Genomic DNA, 15943 nt, shown 5'->3' with positions numbered 1-15943 from the left:
GCCTCCGTTGTGCGCCCGCACATCGCTTTGTCACGCAATCGGCGCATAATGCCGAACAGACGCAGCAGCCAATGGCCACCCGACGGAGACCGCCATGGAAGCGAAGAACGAGGAAGTCGTCGCACACCTGCTCTCCGATGTCGTCGAATTCGCGCGCGCTCGTCTGCCCGACGCCACGTTCCGGATCGTCGAACCCTTCCTGCGTCATTACTACGATTTCGTCGATGCCGACGATCTGCAGAGCCGCGGCATCGCCGACCTGTACGGCGCCGCGATGGCGCACTGGCAGACCGCCCAGAAATTCGTGCCCGGCAGCGAACGCCTGCGCGTGTACAACCCGATCCTCGAACAGCACGGCTGGCATTCCGACCACACGGTGATCGAGATCGTCAACGACGACATGCCGTTCCTGGTCGACTCGGTGACGATGGCCATCAACCGTCTCGGGCTCGCGCTGCACTCGGCGCTGCATCCGGTGTTCCGCATCTGGCGCGGCGCCGGCGGCGGCATCGAGCGCGTCGACGCGGGCGGTGCGACGTCCGGCGACGGCCAGTCGCAACTCGCGTCGTTCATCCATTTCGAAGTCGACCGCTGCGGCGACGCCGCGCTGCTCGACACGCTGCGCGAGGACATCGCGCGCGTGCTCGGCGACGTGCGCGCGTCGGTCGAGGACTGGCCGAAGATCGTCGACATCGCCCGCGCGACGATCAAGGAGATGAAGGCGCGCGAATCGACCGCGGAGGACATCGAGGCGCGCGCGTTCCTCGAATGGATGGCCGCCGATCACTTCACGTTCCTCGGTCAGCGCGACTACGCGCTCGTATCGGACGGCACGGGCTTCGGCCTGCGCGGCATCGAGGGCTCGGGCTTCGGGATCCTGCGCGAATCGCTGCGCACGTCCGGCGCCGCCGACGTGACGCCGCTGCCGCCGGCCGCCGCCGACATCATCACCGGCGCCTGGCCGATCTTCGTGACCAAGGCGAATTCGCGCGCGACGGTGCACCGGCCCGGCTACCTCGACTACGTCGGCGTGAAACTCGTCGGCGCCGACGGCAAGGTCACCGGCGAGCGCCGCTTCATCGGGCTCTACACATCGACCGCCTATTTCGGTTCGTACACCGAGATTCCGATCGTGCGCCGCAAGTGCGCGAACATCGTGCGGCGCGCGGGCTTTTTGCCGAAAGGGCATCTCGGCAAGTCGCTCGTGACGGTGCTCGAAACCTATCCGCGCGACGAACTGTTCCAGGCCGACGAAGACCGGCTCTACGACATCGCGCTCGGCATCCTGCGCCTGCAGGAACACCAGCGCACGCGACTGTTCGTGCGGCGCGACCGGTTCGACCGCTTCGTGTCGTGCCTCGTGTTCGTGCCGCGCGACAAGTACAACACCGACCTGCGCCGCCGCATCGCGAAGCTGCTGGTCGACGCGTACAACGGCGTGAACGTCGAATTCACGCCGCTGCTGTCGGAATCGGCGCTCGCCCGCATTCACTTCGTCGTGCATGCGGAACCGGGCACGATGCCCGACGTCGACACGCGCGAACTCGAAACGCGGCTCGTGCAGGTCACGCGCCGCTGGCAGGACGATCTCGCCGACGCGCTGCTCGACGCATTCGGCGAAGAACAAGGCAACCGCCTGCTGCAGCGCTATGCCGATTCATTCCCGGCAGGCTATCGCGACGACTATCCGGCGCGCACGGCCGTGCGCGACATCGAGCTGATCGAGCGCGTGAAGGACTCGGGCCAGCTCGCGATGAACCTGTACCGGCCGATCGAGGCCGAGCCGCGCGCGTTCCGCTTCAAGGTGTATCGCGCGGGCGACCCGATCGCGCTGTCGCGCAGCCTGCCGATGCTCGAACATCTCGGCGTGCGCGTCGACGAGGAGCGGCCATACCGGATCCAGACGCAGGACGCCGCGCACGCGTGGGTACACGATTTCGGGCTGGAACTCGCCGACGATACCGAGTTCGACATCGAGCGCGTGAAAGGCCTGTTCGAAGATGCGTTCGACCGGATCTGGAGCGGCCGGATCGAGAACGACGACTTCAACCGCCTCGTGCTGCGCGCGCACCTGAGCGCGCGCGAGGTCACGATCCTGCGCGCGTATGCGAAATATCTGCGGCAGGTCGGCTCGACCTTCAGCGACGCGTATATCGAACGCGCGCTGACCGGCAATCCGGCGATCGCGCGGCAACTCGTCGAGCTGTTCCTGCTGCGCTTCGATCCGCGCATCGGCGACACGCGCGACGTGCAGGCCGAACGGCTGCTGAAGGCGATCGAAGGCGCGCTCGACCAGGTGCCGAACCTCGACGAGGATCGCATCCTGCGCCAGTTCCTCGGCGTGATCAACGCGACCGAGCGCACGAACTACTTCCTCGCGGACGCGAACGGCGAATCGAAGCCGTACCTGTCGTTCAAGTTCAATCCGGCGAAGGTGCCCGGCCTGCCCGAACCGAAGCCGATGTTCGAGATCTGGGTGTATTCGCCGCGCGTCGAGGGCGTGCACCTGCGCGGCGGGCGCGTCGCGCGCGGCGGCCTGCGCTGGTCGGATCGCCGCGAGGATTTCCGCACCGAGGTGCTCGGGCTGATGAAGGCGCAGATGGTGAAGAACGTCGTGATCGTGCCGGTCGGCTCGAAAGGCGGCTTCGTCGTGAAGAACCCGCCGCCGCAGAGCGATCGCGAAGCGTGGATGCGCGAAGGCATCGCGTGCTACCAGACGTTCCTGCGCGGGCTGCTCGACCTCACCGACAACCTCGCCGGCAACGCGATCGTGCCGCCGCCCGACGTGGTGCGCCACGACGCCGACGATCCGTACCTGGTCGTCGCCGCCGACAAGGGCACGGCCACCTTCTCCGACTATGCGAACGCGATCTCGCACGAATACGGCTTCTGGCTCGACGACGCGTTCGCGTCCGGCGGCTCGGTCGGCTACGACCACAAGAAGATGGCGATCACCGCGCGCGGTGCGTGGGAATCGGTGAAGCGGCACTTCCGCGAGATGGGCATCGACACGCAGGCGACCGATTTCACCGTGGTCGGCGTCGGCGACATGTCGGGCGACGTGTTCGGCAACGGGATGCTGCTGTCGCCGCATATCCGGCTCGTCGCCGCGTTCGATCACCGGCACGTGTTCCTCGACCCGAACCCCGACCCGGCAACGAGCTTCGCGGAGCGCCAGCGGATGTTCGCGCTCGAACGCTCGAGCTGGGCCGACTACGATACGTCGGTGATTTCGCCGGGCGGCGGCGTGTATCCGCGCACCGCGAAGACGATCCCGCTGTCGCCGGCCGTGCAGTCCGCGCTCGGCATCGACGCGCACGCGCTGCCGCCCACCGAGCTGATCCGCGCGATCCTGCAGGCGCCGGTCGACCTGCTGTACAACGGCGGCATCGGCACCTACGTGAAGGCCGCGCGCGAAACGCACACGCAGGTCGGCGACCGCGCGAACGACGCGGTGCGCGTGAACGGCGCGGACCTGCGCTGCAAGGTCGTCGGCGAAGGCGGCAATCTCGGCTGCACGCAGTTCGGCCGCATCGAATTCGCGCAGCGCGGCGGCCGCATCAATACCGACGCGATCGACAACTCGGCCGGCGTCGATTGTTCGGATCACGAAGTCAACATCAAGATCCTGCTCGGGCTCGTGGTGTCCGACGGCGAGATGACCGAGAAGCAGCGCAACGCGCTGCTCGCCGAGATGACCGACGAAGTCGGGCTGCTCGTGCTGCGCGACAACTACTACCAGACGCAGGCGCTGTCGATCGCCGGCCGCTATGCGGTCGAACTGCTCGACGCCGAGGCGCGCCTGATGCGCTGGCTCGAGCGCGCGGGCCGCCTGAACCGCGTGATCGAGTTCCTGCCGACCGACGACGAAGTCGCCGAGCGGCAGGCCGCGAAGCTCGGCCTCACGTCGCCGGAGCGCGCGGTGCTGCTCGCGTACAGCAAGATGTGGCTCTACGACGCGCTGCTCGAATCCGACGTGCCCGAGGATCCGCTGGTGGCCGCGATGCTCGTCGACTACTTCCCGAAGCCGCTGCAACAGCGCTTCAGCGAGCCGATGCGCCGCCATCCGCTGCGCCGCGAGATTCTCGCGACGCATCTGACGAACGCGCTCGTGAACCGCGTCGGCTGCGCGTTCGTGCACCGGCTGATGGAGGAAACCGACGCGCAGCCCGGCGACATCGTGCGCGCGTGCATCATGGCGCGCGACGTGTTCGACCTCGATGCGGTGTGGCGCGATATCGACGCGCTCGACAATCGCGTCGCCGACGACGTGCAGGCCCGCATGTTCGTCGACGTCGCGCGGCTGCTGGAGCGCGCGGCGCTGTGGTTCCTGCGGCATCTGCAGTCCGGCGCGGTGGCCGACGGCGGCGTCGCCGGATTGATCGCGCGCTGCCGCGACGCGGTGCAGCGCATCGCGCCGCAACTGCCGTCGCTGCTGCCGGCCGACGATCTGGAAGCGCTGTCCGAGCGGCAGCGCGTGCTGGTCGACGCCGGCGTCGACAGCGCGCTTGCGGTACGCGTCGCAAGCGGCGACATCTCGGCCGCGCTGCTCGACATCGCCGAAGTGGCGGCGACCTGCAATCGCAGCCTCGAACTCGTCGCGGGCGTCTATTTCTCGCTCGGCACGCTGCTCAATTACGGGTGGATCGGCGAACGCGCGGCGAACCTGCCGACGCCGACGCACTGGGACATGCTCGCGCGCGCCGCCGCGCTCGCGGAAGTCGCGCGGCTCAAGCGCACGCTCGCGACGAGCGCGCTCGCGGAATCGCCGGATTCGACCACGCCGGACACGATCGTCGGCGCGTGGCGCGTGCGCCGCGAGGCCGCGCTCGCGCGTTACGAGCACCTGCTCGCGGATCTACGCGCATCCGGCGGCACGAGCCTCGCGGTGCTGCTCGTGGTCGTGCGGGAAATGGCCGTGCTCGAACGCGCGTGACGAAGGCGACGGGTCAGACCGTCGCGACGAGCAATTCTTCCGCGCGGTTCGGCGGCCGCAGGCCGTCCATGCGATCGACGAAATAACGGCGCGTCAGCTCGGCGGCCGACACGTGTTCGGCCTTCGCAAAACCGGCCTCCCGTGCAAGCGCCTGGATCTGTTCCGGCATGAAGAAGCTGATGAACGGCGTGCCGCTCGCCCGCGCGCCCTTCGCGGCCATTTCCAGCCCGGGGCGCACGTCCGGATCCGCATTTTCCAGCGGCAGCAGGAACGTCATCGCGAACGTCGAACCGGGCGCGAGCGACGCGACTTCGCGCAGCGCGGCCGCATTCGCTTCGCGCGTCAGGTACATGCTGACGCCGGTGGACACCACGACCGCCGGCTGGCCCGCATCGAAGCCCGCGCCGACGAGCGCGTCGCGCCACGACTGCTCCGCCTCGAAATCGACCGGCACGAAACGCAGCCAGTCGGGCACGCCGAAGCCGAGTTCGGCCAGGCGGCGCTGCTTCCAGCGTTGCGGCGCCGGCGGGTCGACTTCGAACACGGTCACGCGCGATGCCATGTCCGGCCGGCGCTGCACGAAGCTGTCGAGCCCCGCGCCGAGGATCACGTACTGGCGCACGCCGCGCGCCGCCTGTTCGGCCACGAGATCCTCGATGAAGCGCGCCCGCGCGACGATCGACGCGCGAAACGGCCGCGTGAACTGCGGATCCATGTCGCCGCGCTGCTGCCAGCCGGGCGCCGGCGCGAGCAATTGCAACCCGATTGCGTCGGCGAGCACGTGCGGCGGCGCGTCGAGTTCGACGTGCAGCGCACGCCACAGCGCGACGCGCGCGGCCGTGCTGTCGGGCGCATCGTCTTCGCGGATAACCGTCATATCGACCTCACGCGAGCTGCTTGCCCGGCGCCTGCAGGCGCCACACGCGACCGTCCGGATCGCGCACGGTCATGTCGCGCGTCCCCCAGTGCGTATCCTCGAACGGCGCGACGACATCGACGATCGGCCGCGGCTGCACCGCCTGCTCGTCGGCGACCTTGATCACGACCTGCATGTCGGGCTTTTCGCTCGGCGGCACTTCGGCGATGAACAGGAACGGGCCGTCGCCGCTGCGCAACTGGCCCGACTGGTGATCGGTTTCGAATTCCAGCGTGAAGCCCAGCGCCTGGAAGAACTTCGCCGACTTGCCCCGGTTGTGCGTGGTCAGATACACGGCTTCGATTCGCTCGGATGACATGTCACTCCTCCTGGTTGGACGGTCCCGCGCCGGGCGGCGGCGCGGCCAGGTACGCGCGCAACGCGTCGGCCACCAGCGCGGACAGCGATTGCTCCGTTTCGATGGCGCGATGCTTGACCTGCCGGATCAGGGAGAGCGGCAGGTACACGTTGAATTGCTTCACTTCTTCGTCGGTCATGGGACTAGTATGCTAGCAATCTAGCAAAAGTCAAATGCGGATGCGGTGAAACGACTGGAATGAATCGGCGCGCGGCCCGCGAGCAGGCCGCTTGCAGTGCCTCGTATGTCCGCGTTACCGCGCAACTCGCGCCGCGAGCCGCGCGAACAGCGCGTCGAGATCGAATCCCGCCGTATTGACGCCGATCGTGTCGCGCAGGCACGCGGCCCAGTCGGCTGCTGTGTCGAACGTGACCGTGCGCCCGGCGCCCGCCGCGTCGCGCAGCGTCAGCACGGTGTTGACCAGCGCCGCGCGGCCGTCCGGCAGCACGCGGCACGCGATCAGGTCGTTCACGAAGATCGATTCGGGATACGTCGACGTGAACCAGTTCGCGGCGTCGTAATCGATCCATTCGGCCGGCTTCAGCGAGAAGCGGTAGGTCGTGTGCCAGCCGTCGGGGATCTCGAACTGCATGTCGAATTCGCCGTGGACCGGCGCATCGACCACGCGAAACGCGCCATGCGGCGTCAATTGCCGCTCGCCCGGCGCGAAGCGCAGCGGCGCGGTCAGCGTCGCGCTGCCGAAGCCGATGTCCGCGAGCCACGCCGCGCCGTCGAGGTCGATGCGCAGCAGCATGTGCGTCTGCGCGGTGACGATCTCGGGCGGCCGCATCCAGCGCACGCGCGCGATCAGCGGCGTCACGCGGAAACCGATCGTCGTGAGCGCGGTGTAGAACAGCTTGTTGAGTTCGAAGCAGTAGCCGCCGCGGCGGCGCTCGATCACCTTGTCGACGATCGCGGACAGGTCGAGCGCGACGCGCGTGCCGGTCAGCGGATTGAGGTTTTCGAACGGAATCGCCTGCGGGTGCAGCAGATGCAGCCGGCGCAGCACGTCGAGCGTCGGCTCGACCGGGCCGTCGTAGCCGATGCGGGAAAAATAGCGCGAGAGGTCGAACGAGTCAGTCATGAACCGGCACCGATGAAAGGGACCCGCCACGATAGCATCGCGCGAAATCCCCATGTTGTGCGGGCCTATCGTTCGTGGCCGGCGTGCGCGATGATGGCCACGCATCGCCGCCGCACCCGCACGACGTTACGGCAGCAGCTTCAGCGCGGACGACGCGACCGACGGCACCGAAATGCCCTGGCTCGTCGCGAACTGCACGGCCTGGCTGAGCGTCGCGGCAAGCGACTGCAACTGGCCCGGCGCGCTTTGCGCGATATACGTCGCGGCCTGCATGTTCTGCGGATTCAGGCCCGACTGCAGCAGCGACGCCGCGCTCGTCGAGCCGAGATTGCCGAGCCCCGACTGCAGTTGCGAATACTGCGTGAGCCCCTGCCCGAGCGAGGCGAGGCCGTTGCTGAACGCCTGCTTGTCGATCGGCCCGTGCGTGGCGCCGCCGCTCGCGAACGCCTGGCCGAGCGCCTGCGACACCGATTGCTGCGCGCCGCCCATCTGCGACAGCGTGGCCGGCGACAGCGCATCGCCGCCGGATAACTGGCTCGCGGCCTGCTGCGCCTGCCCGGCCGCCCCGGTCAGGCCCATCGCCGATGCGAGCGACGACTGGCCGCTCAGCACCTGCTGGTTCGCGCCGACATAGGCCTGCAGCAACTGCGCGACACCGCCCTGCGCCGGCGCTGCCGCCTGCTGCTGCCCGCCGCCGAGCAGCGACGCGCCGATCGACTGCAGGTCGAGCTGCGCGTGTGCGGCGCCGCTCGCCAGGATGCCGAACGCGATGCCTGCCGAGGCCAGATGCCGGCCCGTCGCGCGAATGTGCTTCATGTTTTTCCCTCGTGCCCGAATGGTCGAGGCGATATTGTCGAAGCGCGTCGCGCGCCGCCGCAACGACTGAAACACATCGAAACGAAATCACCGCGCGCCGCCGCTTGCAATTCCGCGGCCGGCGACCGTCGTCGCGCCGATTCGTCCATGTTTGCGGTGCGATGTGATGCGCGTACCGGCATTCTTTCTCCGGTTGCGTCAATGGACGCAGGCTCCGGCGTGCGCAGGCAGCGCGCCGAAACACCTCCACGGGCGCGTTTCGTGTCGAGCGATGCCAAGCAAAACGGGCAGCGCATCGCCGCCCGCTTCGTCATGCGGCCACTACCGCCCGCCACTGCCTGCCGGCGACGCCGTTACGCTGCCATCCACGCCGGCAACCGCTGGTTGACCCAGTCGGCCGCCTGCTCGTAGCCGTGCGCAAGCTGCAGCACGGCGAGATCGGCGCGCGGACGCCCGATCAGCTGCATCCCCATCGGCAATCCCGCGTCGTTGAAGTCGACCGGCACGTTGATCACCGGGCAGCCGGCCAGCGTCCACGGCACGACCGTTTCCATCCAGCGATGGTAGGTGTCCATCGCGCGGCCCGCGATCTCCTTCGGCCAGCGCTGGTCGACGTCGAACGGAAACACCTGCGCGGTCGGCGCCGCGATGAAGTCGTAACGGTCGAAGAAGCTCAGCACCGCCTGATGCCACGCGGTCCGTTCGACGCTCGCGTCGAACACGGCCGCGCCCTGCATCGCGAGCAGCCCCTCGACCTCGTAGATCGCCTCGGGCTTCAGCAGCGCGCGGCGCGCCGGGTCGCGATAGTGCGCGAGCAGCCCGCCACCCGACAACAAGTGCCGGTGCGTGAGCCACAGACGCCAGATCCGGTCGGGCGCGAACGCCGGCAGCGCCGCATCGACGTCGCAGCCGATCTCGCGCAGCGTCGCCAGCCCCCGCTCGCACTGCGCGAGCACGCCGGCCTCGGTCGCGAGATAGCCGTTCCAGTCGCCAACCCACGCGATGCGCTTGCCGCGCAGGTCCGCGTCGAGCGGCTGCGCGAACACGGCCGGATCTTCCGCGAGCGACAGCGGATCGTTGCGGTCGTAGCCGGCCTGGATCGCGAGCAGTTGCGCGACGTCGCCGACGGTGCGGCCCATCGGCCCTTCGATGCCGAGCTGCTGCATGAACACGTCGACGCCCGGCCAGCGCGGCACGCGGCCCTGCGACGGACGGAAGCCGACGATGTTGCAGAACGCGGCCGGATTGCGCAGCGACCCGCCGAAATCGCTGCCGTCCGCCACCGGCAGCATCCGCGACGCGAGCGCCGCCGCCGTGCCGCCGCTGCTGCCGCCCGCGCTCTTCGTCAGGTCGTACGGGTTGCGCGTCGCACCATAGACCTCGTTGAACGTGTGCGAGCCGAGCCCGAACTCGGGCGTGTTGGTCTTGCCGATGAAGATCGCGCCGGCCGCGCGCATCCGCGCGACGCCGACGGAATCGGCCTGCGGCACGTTCTCGCGGAAGATCGGCGAGCCGTAGGTCGTCCGCAGCCCCTTCGTCATCGCCAGATCCTTCGGCGCCTGCGGGATCCCGTGCAGCCAGCCGCGGTACGCGCCGCGCGCCAGCTCCGCATCCTTTTCCGCGGCTTCCGCCAGCAGCGCGTCGCGGTCGCGCAGCGCGACGATCGCGTTGACCGCGCCGTTCACGCGCTCGATATGGTCGAGATACGCACGCATCGTCTCGACGCACGAAACCGCCTTGCTGCGGATCGCCGACGCAAGCTCGCCGGCCGACAGGCGCACGACCGGATCGACGGGAATGGAAGCGGGAGCGAGAAACTGCGGGGCGCCGTGCGGCATGCGGGGTCTCCTGGGAAGCGGTATCGGATGGCGCGCCGCCCGGCGGCGGCCGCCGCTCTACTCTACGCGACGCGATCCGGGCGACCTCCGATATTTTGCGGCGCAATTCATTGCGGATTCGACTGAATCGCGATGCTTCGGACAGCCGGCGACGACCGGGCGGGGCCGGCGTCGCCGCTCGCTGCCGTTTATGCGCATAAACTTAAATTTCTTATATTTTTAATCGGTGCGTCACAGGACCGCGCACGTTAACGACATTTTTATACGGCCGACCGATCTCTTTAGATCGCTTCGTCCGGCCGCCCGCTACGCTGGAAGCACTTCGTTTCCGGGTTCATCGTCCATGCTCAAGCTGCTGGTTCCGGTCGGCCATTCGCCCCGCTCGCTTCAGGCAGTTCGTCACGCGACGTTCCTGTATCGCGAGCGCTGCGCGTCGGAGGTCGTGCTGATCAATGTGCAGGCGCCGTTGGAATCGACGCGGCTCGAGGCCTATCACCCGCTGTCGCGGCTGCGCGCGATCGAGACACGATTCGCGACCGACGATCTCGCGATGGCCGAGCGGATCCTGCGCGATGCGGACGTGAAATTCAGCGTCGTAATGAAGGTCGGCCCGGTCGCCGATACGATCGCGGCCGTGGCGGCCGAGACCGGGTGCGACGAGATCGTCGTCGCCGCGCCGAGACGCGATCCGCTGCACGCGCTGATGTCGGTGTTCCGGCGCAGCGTGATGGCGCGGCTGGTGCGAATTTCGAACGTGCCGGTGACGGCGGTGCAATGACGGAAAGGCGCGTCACGCGTGCGCATCGTGCGCACGCTGTCGCGCAGCGCTTATTTGATGGCCTTGCGCCAGAACACGAAATAGGCGGCCGCCGAAGACGCCAGCAGCAGGATCGCCCACATCGGGGCAAGACTGATCAGGACGGAAGAGACGTTCAACATTTGGATTCCTCACTATTTCGACAGCGATATTCAACACCTGCGTGCTTGCCGGACCTGACGCGTTGACCCTGCGTCGCGTTTCGTCAAATCATGCATTCATGCTATCGCTTTGAACGGCCGCGCGACCGCCGCCGCCCGCCCGTACCCTGACATTCGTCAAACTACCGCGCATTGCCCGCCCGCCGGGCGGCGGCGACGGAAAAACAGGACAGGATCGTCCCGCCCCGCTACCGCTTTCAGCAGACGTTTACCGGGGGAAGCCCCAAGTGCTTCGTCGAACGTGTCCGCGTTACGCTTGAGCGACGAGGAGACGAACCATGAGACGCGCCGTACATATCGCTGTTTTTGCACTGCTGGCCTATCTCATCGGCGATCGCGCGATCCTGCATGCGCAGGGCCGCGACGCCAGCCCGCTCGCGTGCGAGCAAGGCGCCGCGCAGGTGAAGGCCGACGCGCTCGGTCGCGGCTTTGGCGAAGCCGCCGCCGGCAGCCAGAGCGAGGCCTTCATGTCGGGCTGCCTGGTGACGGGACGGAACGATCGGAACGTCGCGATGGCGGCCCGCTGACGCGTATCATCCGTGGGCGAGCCTGCGCGCCCGAAGTCGCAGGCTCGGGCGCCGGTTTGCGCTGCCGGCCGCTACTTTCCCGATCGACGTTTCGACGGACGTCATCGTCCGCCCCTCCCTGCCCCGTTACGCCCAACATGACCGATCCGAACACCGCGTTGATCCAGCGCTTCTACACGGCCTTCCAGCAGCGCGACATCGATGCGATGCTCGCGTGCTACGCCGACGACATCGTGTTCAGCGATCCCGCATTCGGCGAACTGCGCGGCGAACTTGCGCGCGACATGTGGCGGATGCTGGTCGCGCGAGCCCAGGAGTTCTCGCTGACGTTCGGCGAAGTCGCCGCGGACGACCAGGCCGGGCGCGCGACGTGGAGCGCGCGCTACCGGTTCGCCGCGAGCGGGCGGATGGTGGTCAACCGGATCGATGCGCGCTTCCGGTTTCGCGACGGACGCATCGTCGAGCATCGCGACCATTTCGACCTGTGGCGCTGGGCGCGTCAGGCGATCGGGATGAAAGGCGCGCTGCTCGGCTGGACGCCCTTCATGCAGCGCGCAATCCGTGCACAGGCACGGAAAAATCTCGACGCGTATCGCGCCAAGCGGAAATAAATGAACCCGCGCGCGCCGCGGCCCCTCCGCTAAGGCTTCATCGTCGCGTTGATCAGGTCGTACGCCATGTCCGGCACCACGCCGTCCGGGTTCGTGAGGCCGTTCTGGCGATACCAGCTTTCATCGGCCTCCGGATGCGGGCCGGCAAGGCCGACGCGCCCTTTGCCGTAGCGGTAAGTGGCAGCCGCGATGTCCTTGTTCGGGTAGATCGCCAGCACGATCCCGCCGGAGCCGATCGGCGCGACCGGCAGCCTCGCGCCGTCCTGATAGTAGATCCAGCGCTTTTTCCCGCGCCAGACGACCGGCGTCACCGTGTCGGCGATGCCGTGAAGCGTCGAGCCCGGCCGGTCGACCTCGGAGTCGATATCGCCGGCAACCAGCCCGAAACCCTGCGCGCCGGCCAGGTAGGCGCCCATGCACAGCCCGAGGTATCGGCCGCCGTTCGCGACGTATCGCCGCACGGCCCGCATTTCGTTTCGGCCGATGCTGGCTGCCGCGCCGGGAATGTCCTGCCCGCCGCCGGGCTGCACATAGAGCGCCGCACCGGCCAGCGCGGCGGGCGTGATCCTGAGCTTTTCCGCCGGCCCCACGTAGATCACCCGGAACCGCTGGTCCGATTCCCGCAGGCGTGTGGCGATGGTTTCGGCGCACCCGTCACACGCGGCAGGACCGCGATAGACCAGCGCGACCGGCCGACTCGCCGCATCCCCCGCTTCGTCGCCGGGCGTAGCCGCGTAAACGGCCGGCGACGCGACGAGCGCCATCATCAGGAAAATCGCGTTTCTGGAGTGCATGTGGTGGATCGCCGGAGTCAAGGGAAGCGCTACCGCCCGGGCCGAATCGACGGGGCGCGCGACGACTTCCGCCTCCCGTTCCGCCACCCGATTGCAAGCTGCGTGACGGCAAGCGTAGCGGCCCGAACGCGCCCGGTGTGTACCGTTTCCTGCGGGATTGTGCAGATACGTGCGATACCGACGACCTGAACCGACACCCTCCATCCGCCCGCCGGCCCGCCCGACAAGGCCGGCTCCGCCATGCAGCCGCGCCTCCCGTCTTTCGCATTGCCAAGTCTTATATAAGACATAAGACATTTGACGTTCCAGACCATTGAGATTAGAATCCCGCTCAAAGCAGTGCCTGGAATAGCCCCGGAGTGCCGGCAAGGCCTTCCCCTCAAACGCAATATCAGCAGGTCTCCCCATGCTTGAAAACTTTCGTGCTCACGTGGCCGCCCGCGCCGCGCTCGGTATTCCTCCCCTGCCGCTGACGGCTCAGCAAACCGCCGAACTGGTCGAATTGCTGACGAACCCGCCCGCCGGCGAAGAGCAGACGCTGCTCGAGCTGATCACCCATCGCGTGCCCGCCGGCGTCGACGAAGCCGCTCGCGTGAAGGCCGGCTTCCTGGCCGCCGTCGCGAAGGGCGAGACCGCCTGCCCGCTGATCTCGCGTGCGCGCGCCACCGAGCTGCTCGGCACGATGCTCGGCGGCTACAACATCCAGCCGCTGATCGAGCTGCTGTCCGACGAAGCCGTGGCCGCGGTCGCCGCCGACGCGCTGAAGAAAACCCTGCTGATGTTCGACCAGTTCCATGACGTGAAGGAACTCGCCGACAACGGCAACGCGCACGCGAAGGCCGTGCTGCAGAGCTGGGCCGACGCCGAATGGTTCACGAGCCGTCCGGAAGTGCCGCAAAGCCTGACCATCACCGTGTTCAAGGTGACGGGCGAAACCAACACCGACGATCTGTCGCCGGCGCCGGACGCCACCACCCGCCCGGACATCCCGATGCACGCGCTGGCGATGCTGAAGAACGCGCGCCCGGGCATCACGCCGGAAGAAGACGGCAAGCGCGGCCCGGTCAAGTTCATCGAATCGCTGAAGGAAAAGGGTCACCTGGTCGCCTACGTCGGCGACGTGGTCGGCACCGGCTCCTCGCGCAAGTCGGCCACCAACTCGGTGCTGTGGTTCACCGGCGAAGACATCCCGTTCGTCCCGAACAAGCGCTTTGGCGGCGTGTGCCTCGGCGGCAAGATCGCCCCGATCTTCTACAACACGATGGAAGATGCCGGCGCGCTGCCGATCGAGCTCGACGTGTCGCAGATGGAAATGGGCGACGTGGTCGAACTGCGCCCGTACGAAGGCAAGGCGCTGAAGGACGGCAAGGTCATCGCCGAATTCCAGGTGAAGTCCGACGTGCTGTTCGACGAAGTGCGCGCCGGCGGCCGCATTCCGCTGATCATCGGCCGCGGCCTGACCGCGAAGGCGCGCGAAGCGCTCGGCCTCGCGCCGTCGACGCTGTTCCGCCTGCCGCACCAGCCGGCCGACAGCGGCAAGGGCTTCTCGCTCGCGCAGAAGATGGTCGGCCGCGCGTGCGGTCTGCCGGAAGGCCAGGGCGTGCGCCCGGGCACGTACTGCGAACCGAAGATGACCTCGGTCGGCTCGCAGGACACCACGGGCCCGATGACCCGCGACGAACTGAAGGATCTGGCCTGCCTCGGCTTCTCGGCCGACCTCGTGATGCAGTCGTTCTGCCACACCGCCGCGTATCCGAAGCCGGTCGACGTGAAGACGCACCAGACGCTGCCGAACTTCATCAGCACGCGCGGCGGCATCGCGCTGCGCCCGGGCGACGGCGTGATCCACTCGTGGCTGAACCGCATGCTGCTGCCCGACACCGTCGGCACCGGCGGCGATTCGCACACGCGCTTCCCGATCGGCATCAGCTTCCCGGCGGGTTCGGGCCTGGTCGCGTTCGCGGCCGCCACCGGCACGATGCCGCTGGACATGCCGGAATCGGTGCTGGTCCGCTTCAAGGGCAAGATGCAGCCGGGCGTCACGCTGCGCGACCTCGTCAACGCGATTCCGCTGTATGCGATCAAGCAAGGCATGCTGACGGTCGCCAAGCAAGGCAAGAAGAACATCTTCTCGGGCCGCATCCTCGAAATCGAAGGCCTGCCCGACCTGAAGGTCGAGCAAGCGTTCGAGCTGTCGGATGCATCGGCCGAGCGTTCGGCCGCCGGTTGCACGGTGCACCTGAACAAGGAACCGATCATCGAGTACCTGAACAGCAACGTCACGCTGCTCAAGTGGATGATCGCGCAGGGCTACCAGGATCCGCGCAGCCTGCAGCGTCGTATCGCCGCGATGGAACAGTGGCTCGCCGACCCGCAGCTGCTGTCGCCGGATGCCGACGCCGAATACGCGGCGGTCATCGAGATCGACCTCGCCGACATCCACGAGCCGATCGTCGCCTGCCCGAACGACCCGGACGACGTGAAGACGCTGTCCGACGTCGCCGGTGCGAAGATCGACGAAGTATTCATCGGCTCGTGCATGACCAACATCGGTCACTTCCGTGCCGCGTCGAAGCTGCTCGAAGGCAAGCGCGACATCCCGGTCAAGCTGTGGGTCGCGCCGCCGACCAAGATGGACCAGAAGCAGCTGACGGAAGAAGGTCACTACGGCGTGTTCGGCACGGCCGGCGCACGGGCCGAAATGCCGGGCTGCTCGCTGTGCATGGGTAACCAGGCACAGGTGCGCGAAGGCGCGACGGTGATGTCGACGTCGACCCGCAACTTCCCGAACCGCCTCGGCAAGAACACGAACGTGTACCTCGGCTCCGCTGAACTGGCGGCGATCTGCTCGCGTCTGGGCAAGATCCCGACCAAGGAAGAGTACATGGCCGACATGGGTGTGCTCACCGCGAACGGCGACAAGATCTACCAGTACATGAACTTCGACCAGATCGAGGACTTCAAGGAAGTCGCCGACACCGTGCAGGTGTAAGCACGCAGTCGGGCTGCGACGGGCGGTCGACGTCGCAGCGCACTGACAGGCGCCGCAAGCCGAAAGGCCGCGGCGCTTTTTTTCATGCGTCGG

12 protein-coding genes are annotated in these 15943 nt (G+C 67.7%); 5 read left to right on the top strand and 7 right to left on the bottom strand.

The window, feature by feature from the left end:
* Positions 1-94: 94 nt before the first annotated feature.
* On the top strand, positions 95-4936 hold the full coding sequence (locus tag KR541_RS25140) for an NAD-glutamate dehydrogenase (RefSeq protein WP_124630746.1): 4842 nt from the start codon (positions 95-97) through the stop codon (positions 4934-4936).
* Positions 4937-4949: 13 nt separating this feature from the next.
* Here the strand turns inward: KR541_RS25140 and KR541_RS25135 are convergent, their stop codons facing one another.
* The 6 genes from KR541_RS25135 to KR541_RS25110 form a co-directional block, all read right to left on the bottom strand.
* Positions 4950-5813, bottom strand: coding sequence for a class I SAM-dependent methyltransferase (locus tag KR541_RS25135; protein WP_216089868.1), 864 nt, complete (start codon positions 5811-5813; stop codon positions 4950-4952).
* A 7-nt stretch (positions 5814-5820) separates the two neighbouring features.
* Positions 5821-6171, bottom strand: a complete 351-nt coding sequence (locus tag KR541_RS25130) for a VOC family protein (RefSeq protein ID WP_050011902.1) — start codon at positions 6169-6171, stop codon at positions 5821-5823.
* Between the two features lies 1 nt (position 6172).
* Complete coding sequence (locus KR541_RS25125) at positions 6173-6349, bottom strand: ribbon-helix-helix domain-containing protein (RefSeq protein WP_050011903.1); 177 nt, start codon at positions 6347-6349, stop codon at positions 6173-6175.
* A 114-nt stretch (positions 6350-6463) separates the two neighbouring features.
* The gene (locus KR541_RS25120) at positions 6464-7294 is read right to left on the bottom strand and encodes an arylamine N-acetyltransferase family protein (protein ID WP_216089867.1); all 831 of its coding nucleotides are present in this window, start codon (positions 7292-7294) and stop codon (positions 6464-6466) included.
* Between the two features lie 126 nt (positions 7295-7420).
* Positions 7421-8110 (bottom strand): hypothetical protein, encoded by a 690-nt coding sequence (locus KR541_RS25115; RefSeq protein WP_124630743.1) that lies wholly within the window; start codon positions 8108-8110, stop codon positions 7421-7423.
* 353 nt (positions 8111-8463) lie between these two features.
* Positions 8464-9948 (bottom strand): amidase, encoded by a 1485-nt coding sequence (locus tag KR541_RS25110; protein ID WP_050011905.1) that lies wholly within the window; start codon positions 9946-9948, stop codon positions 8464-8466.
* Between the two features lie 343 nt (positions 9949-10291).
* On the opposite strand from KR541_RS25110, the gene KR541_RS25105 reads away from it, so the two are divergent.
* The 3 genes from KR541_RS25105 (at position 10292) to KR541_RS25095 (ending at position 12064) form a co-directional block, all read left to right on the top strand.
* Positions 10292-10726 carry a universal stress protein gene (locus KR541_RS25105; RefSeq protein WP_050011906.1) on the top strand — a complete coding sequence of 145 codons (435 nt, stop codon included), beginning with the start codon at positions 10292-10294 and terminating at the stop codon, positions 10724-10726.
* 478 nt (positions 10727-11204) lie between these two features.
* Complete coding sequence (locus KR541_RS25100) at positions 11205-11453, top strand: hypothetical protein (RefSeq protein WP_050011907.1); 249 nt, start codon at positions 11205-11207, stop codon at positions 11451-11453.
* Between the two features lie 137 nt (positions 11454-11590).
* The gene (locus KR541_RS25095) at positions 11591-12064 is read left to right on the top strand and encodes a nuclear transport factor 2 family protein (protein ID WP_050011908.1); all 474 of its coding nucleotides are present in this window, start codon (positions 11591-11593) and stop codon (positions 12062-12064) included.
* A gap of 29 nt (positions 12065-12093) precedes the next feature.
* Here the strand turns inward: KR541_RS25095 and KR541_RS25090 are convergent, their stop codons facing one another.
* Positions 12094-12831 carry a BPL-N domain-containing protein gene (locus KR541_RS25090; protein ID WP_239468979.1) on the bottom strand — a complete coding sequence of 246 codons (738 nt, stop codon included), beginning with the start codon at positions 12829-12831 and terminating at the stop codon, positions 12094-12096.
* 433 nt (positions 12832-13264) lie between these two features.
* Between KR541_RS25090 and acnB the strand changes: the two genes are divergently transcribed.
* Entirely contained in the window at positions 13265-15850 is a 2586-nt protein-coding gene (gene acnB, locus KR541_RS25085; protein ID WP_089489489.1) for a bifunctional aconitate hydratase 2/2-methylisocitrate dehydratase, read from the top strand.
* Positions 15851-15943 lie beyond the last annotated feature (93 nt).

The organism is Burkholderia sola (assembly GCF_905400185.1).
GTDB classification, from domain to species: domain Bacteria; phylum Pseudomonadota; class Gammaproteobacteria; order Burkholderiales; family Burkholderiaceae; genus Burkholderia; species Burkholderia sola.
This window is presented reverse-complemented; position numbering and strand designations above follow the sequence as displayed.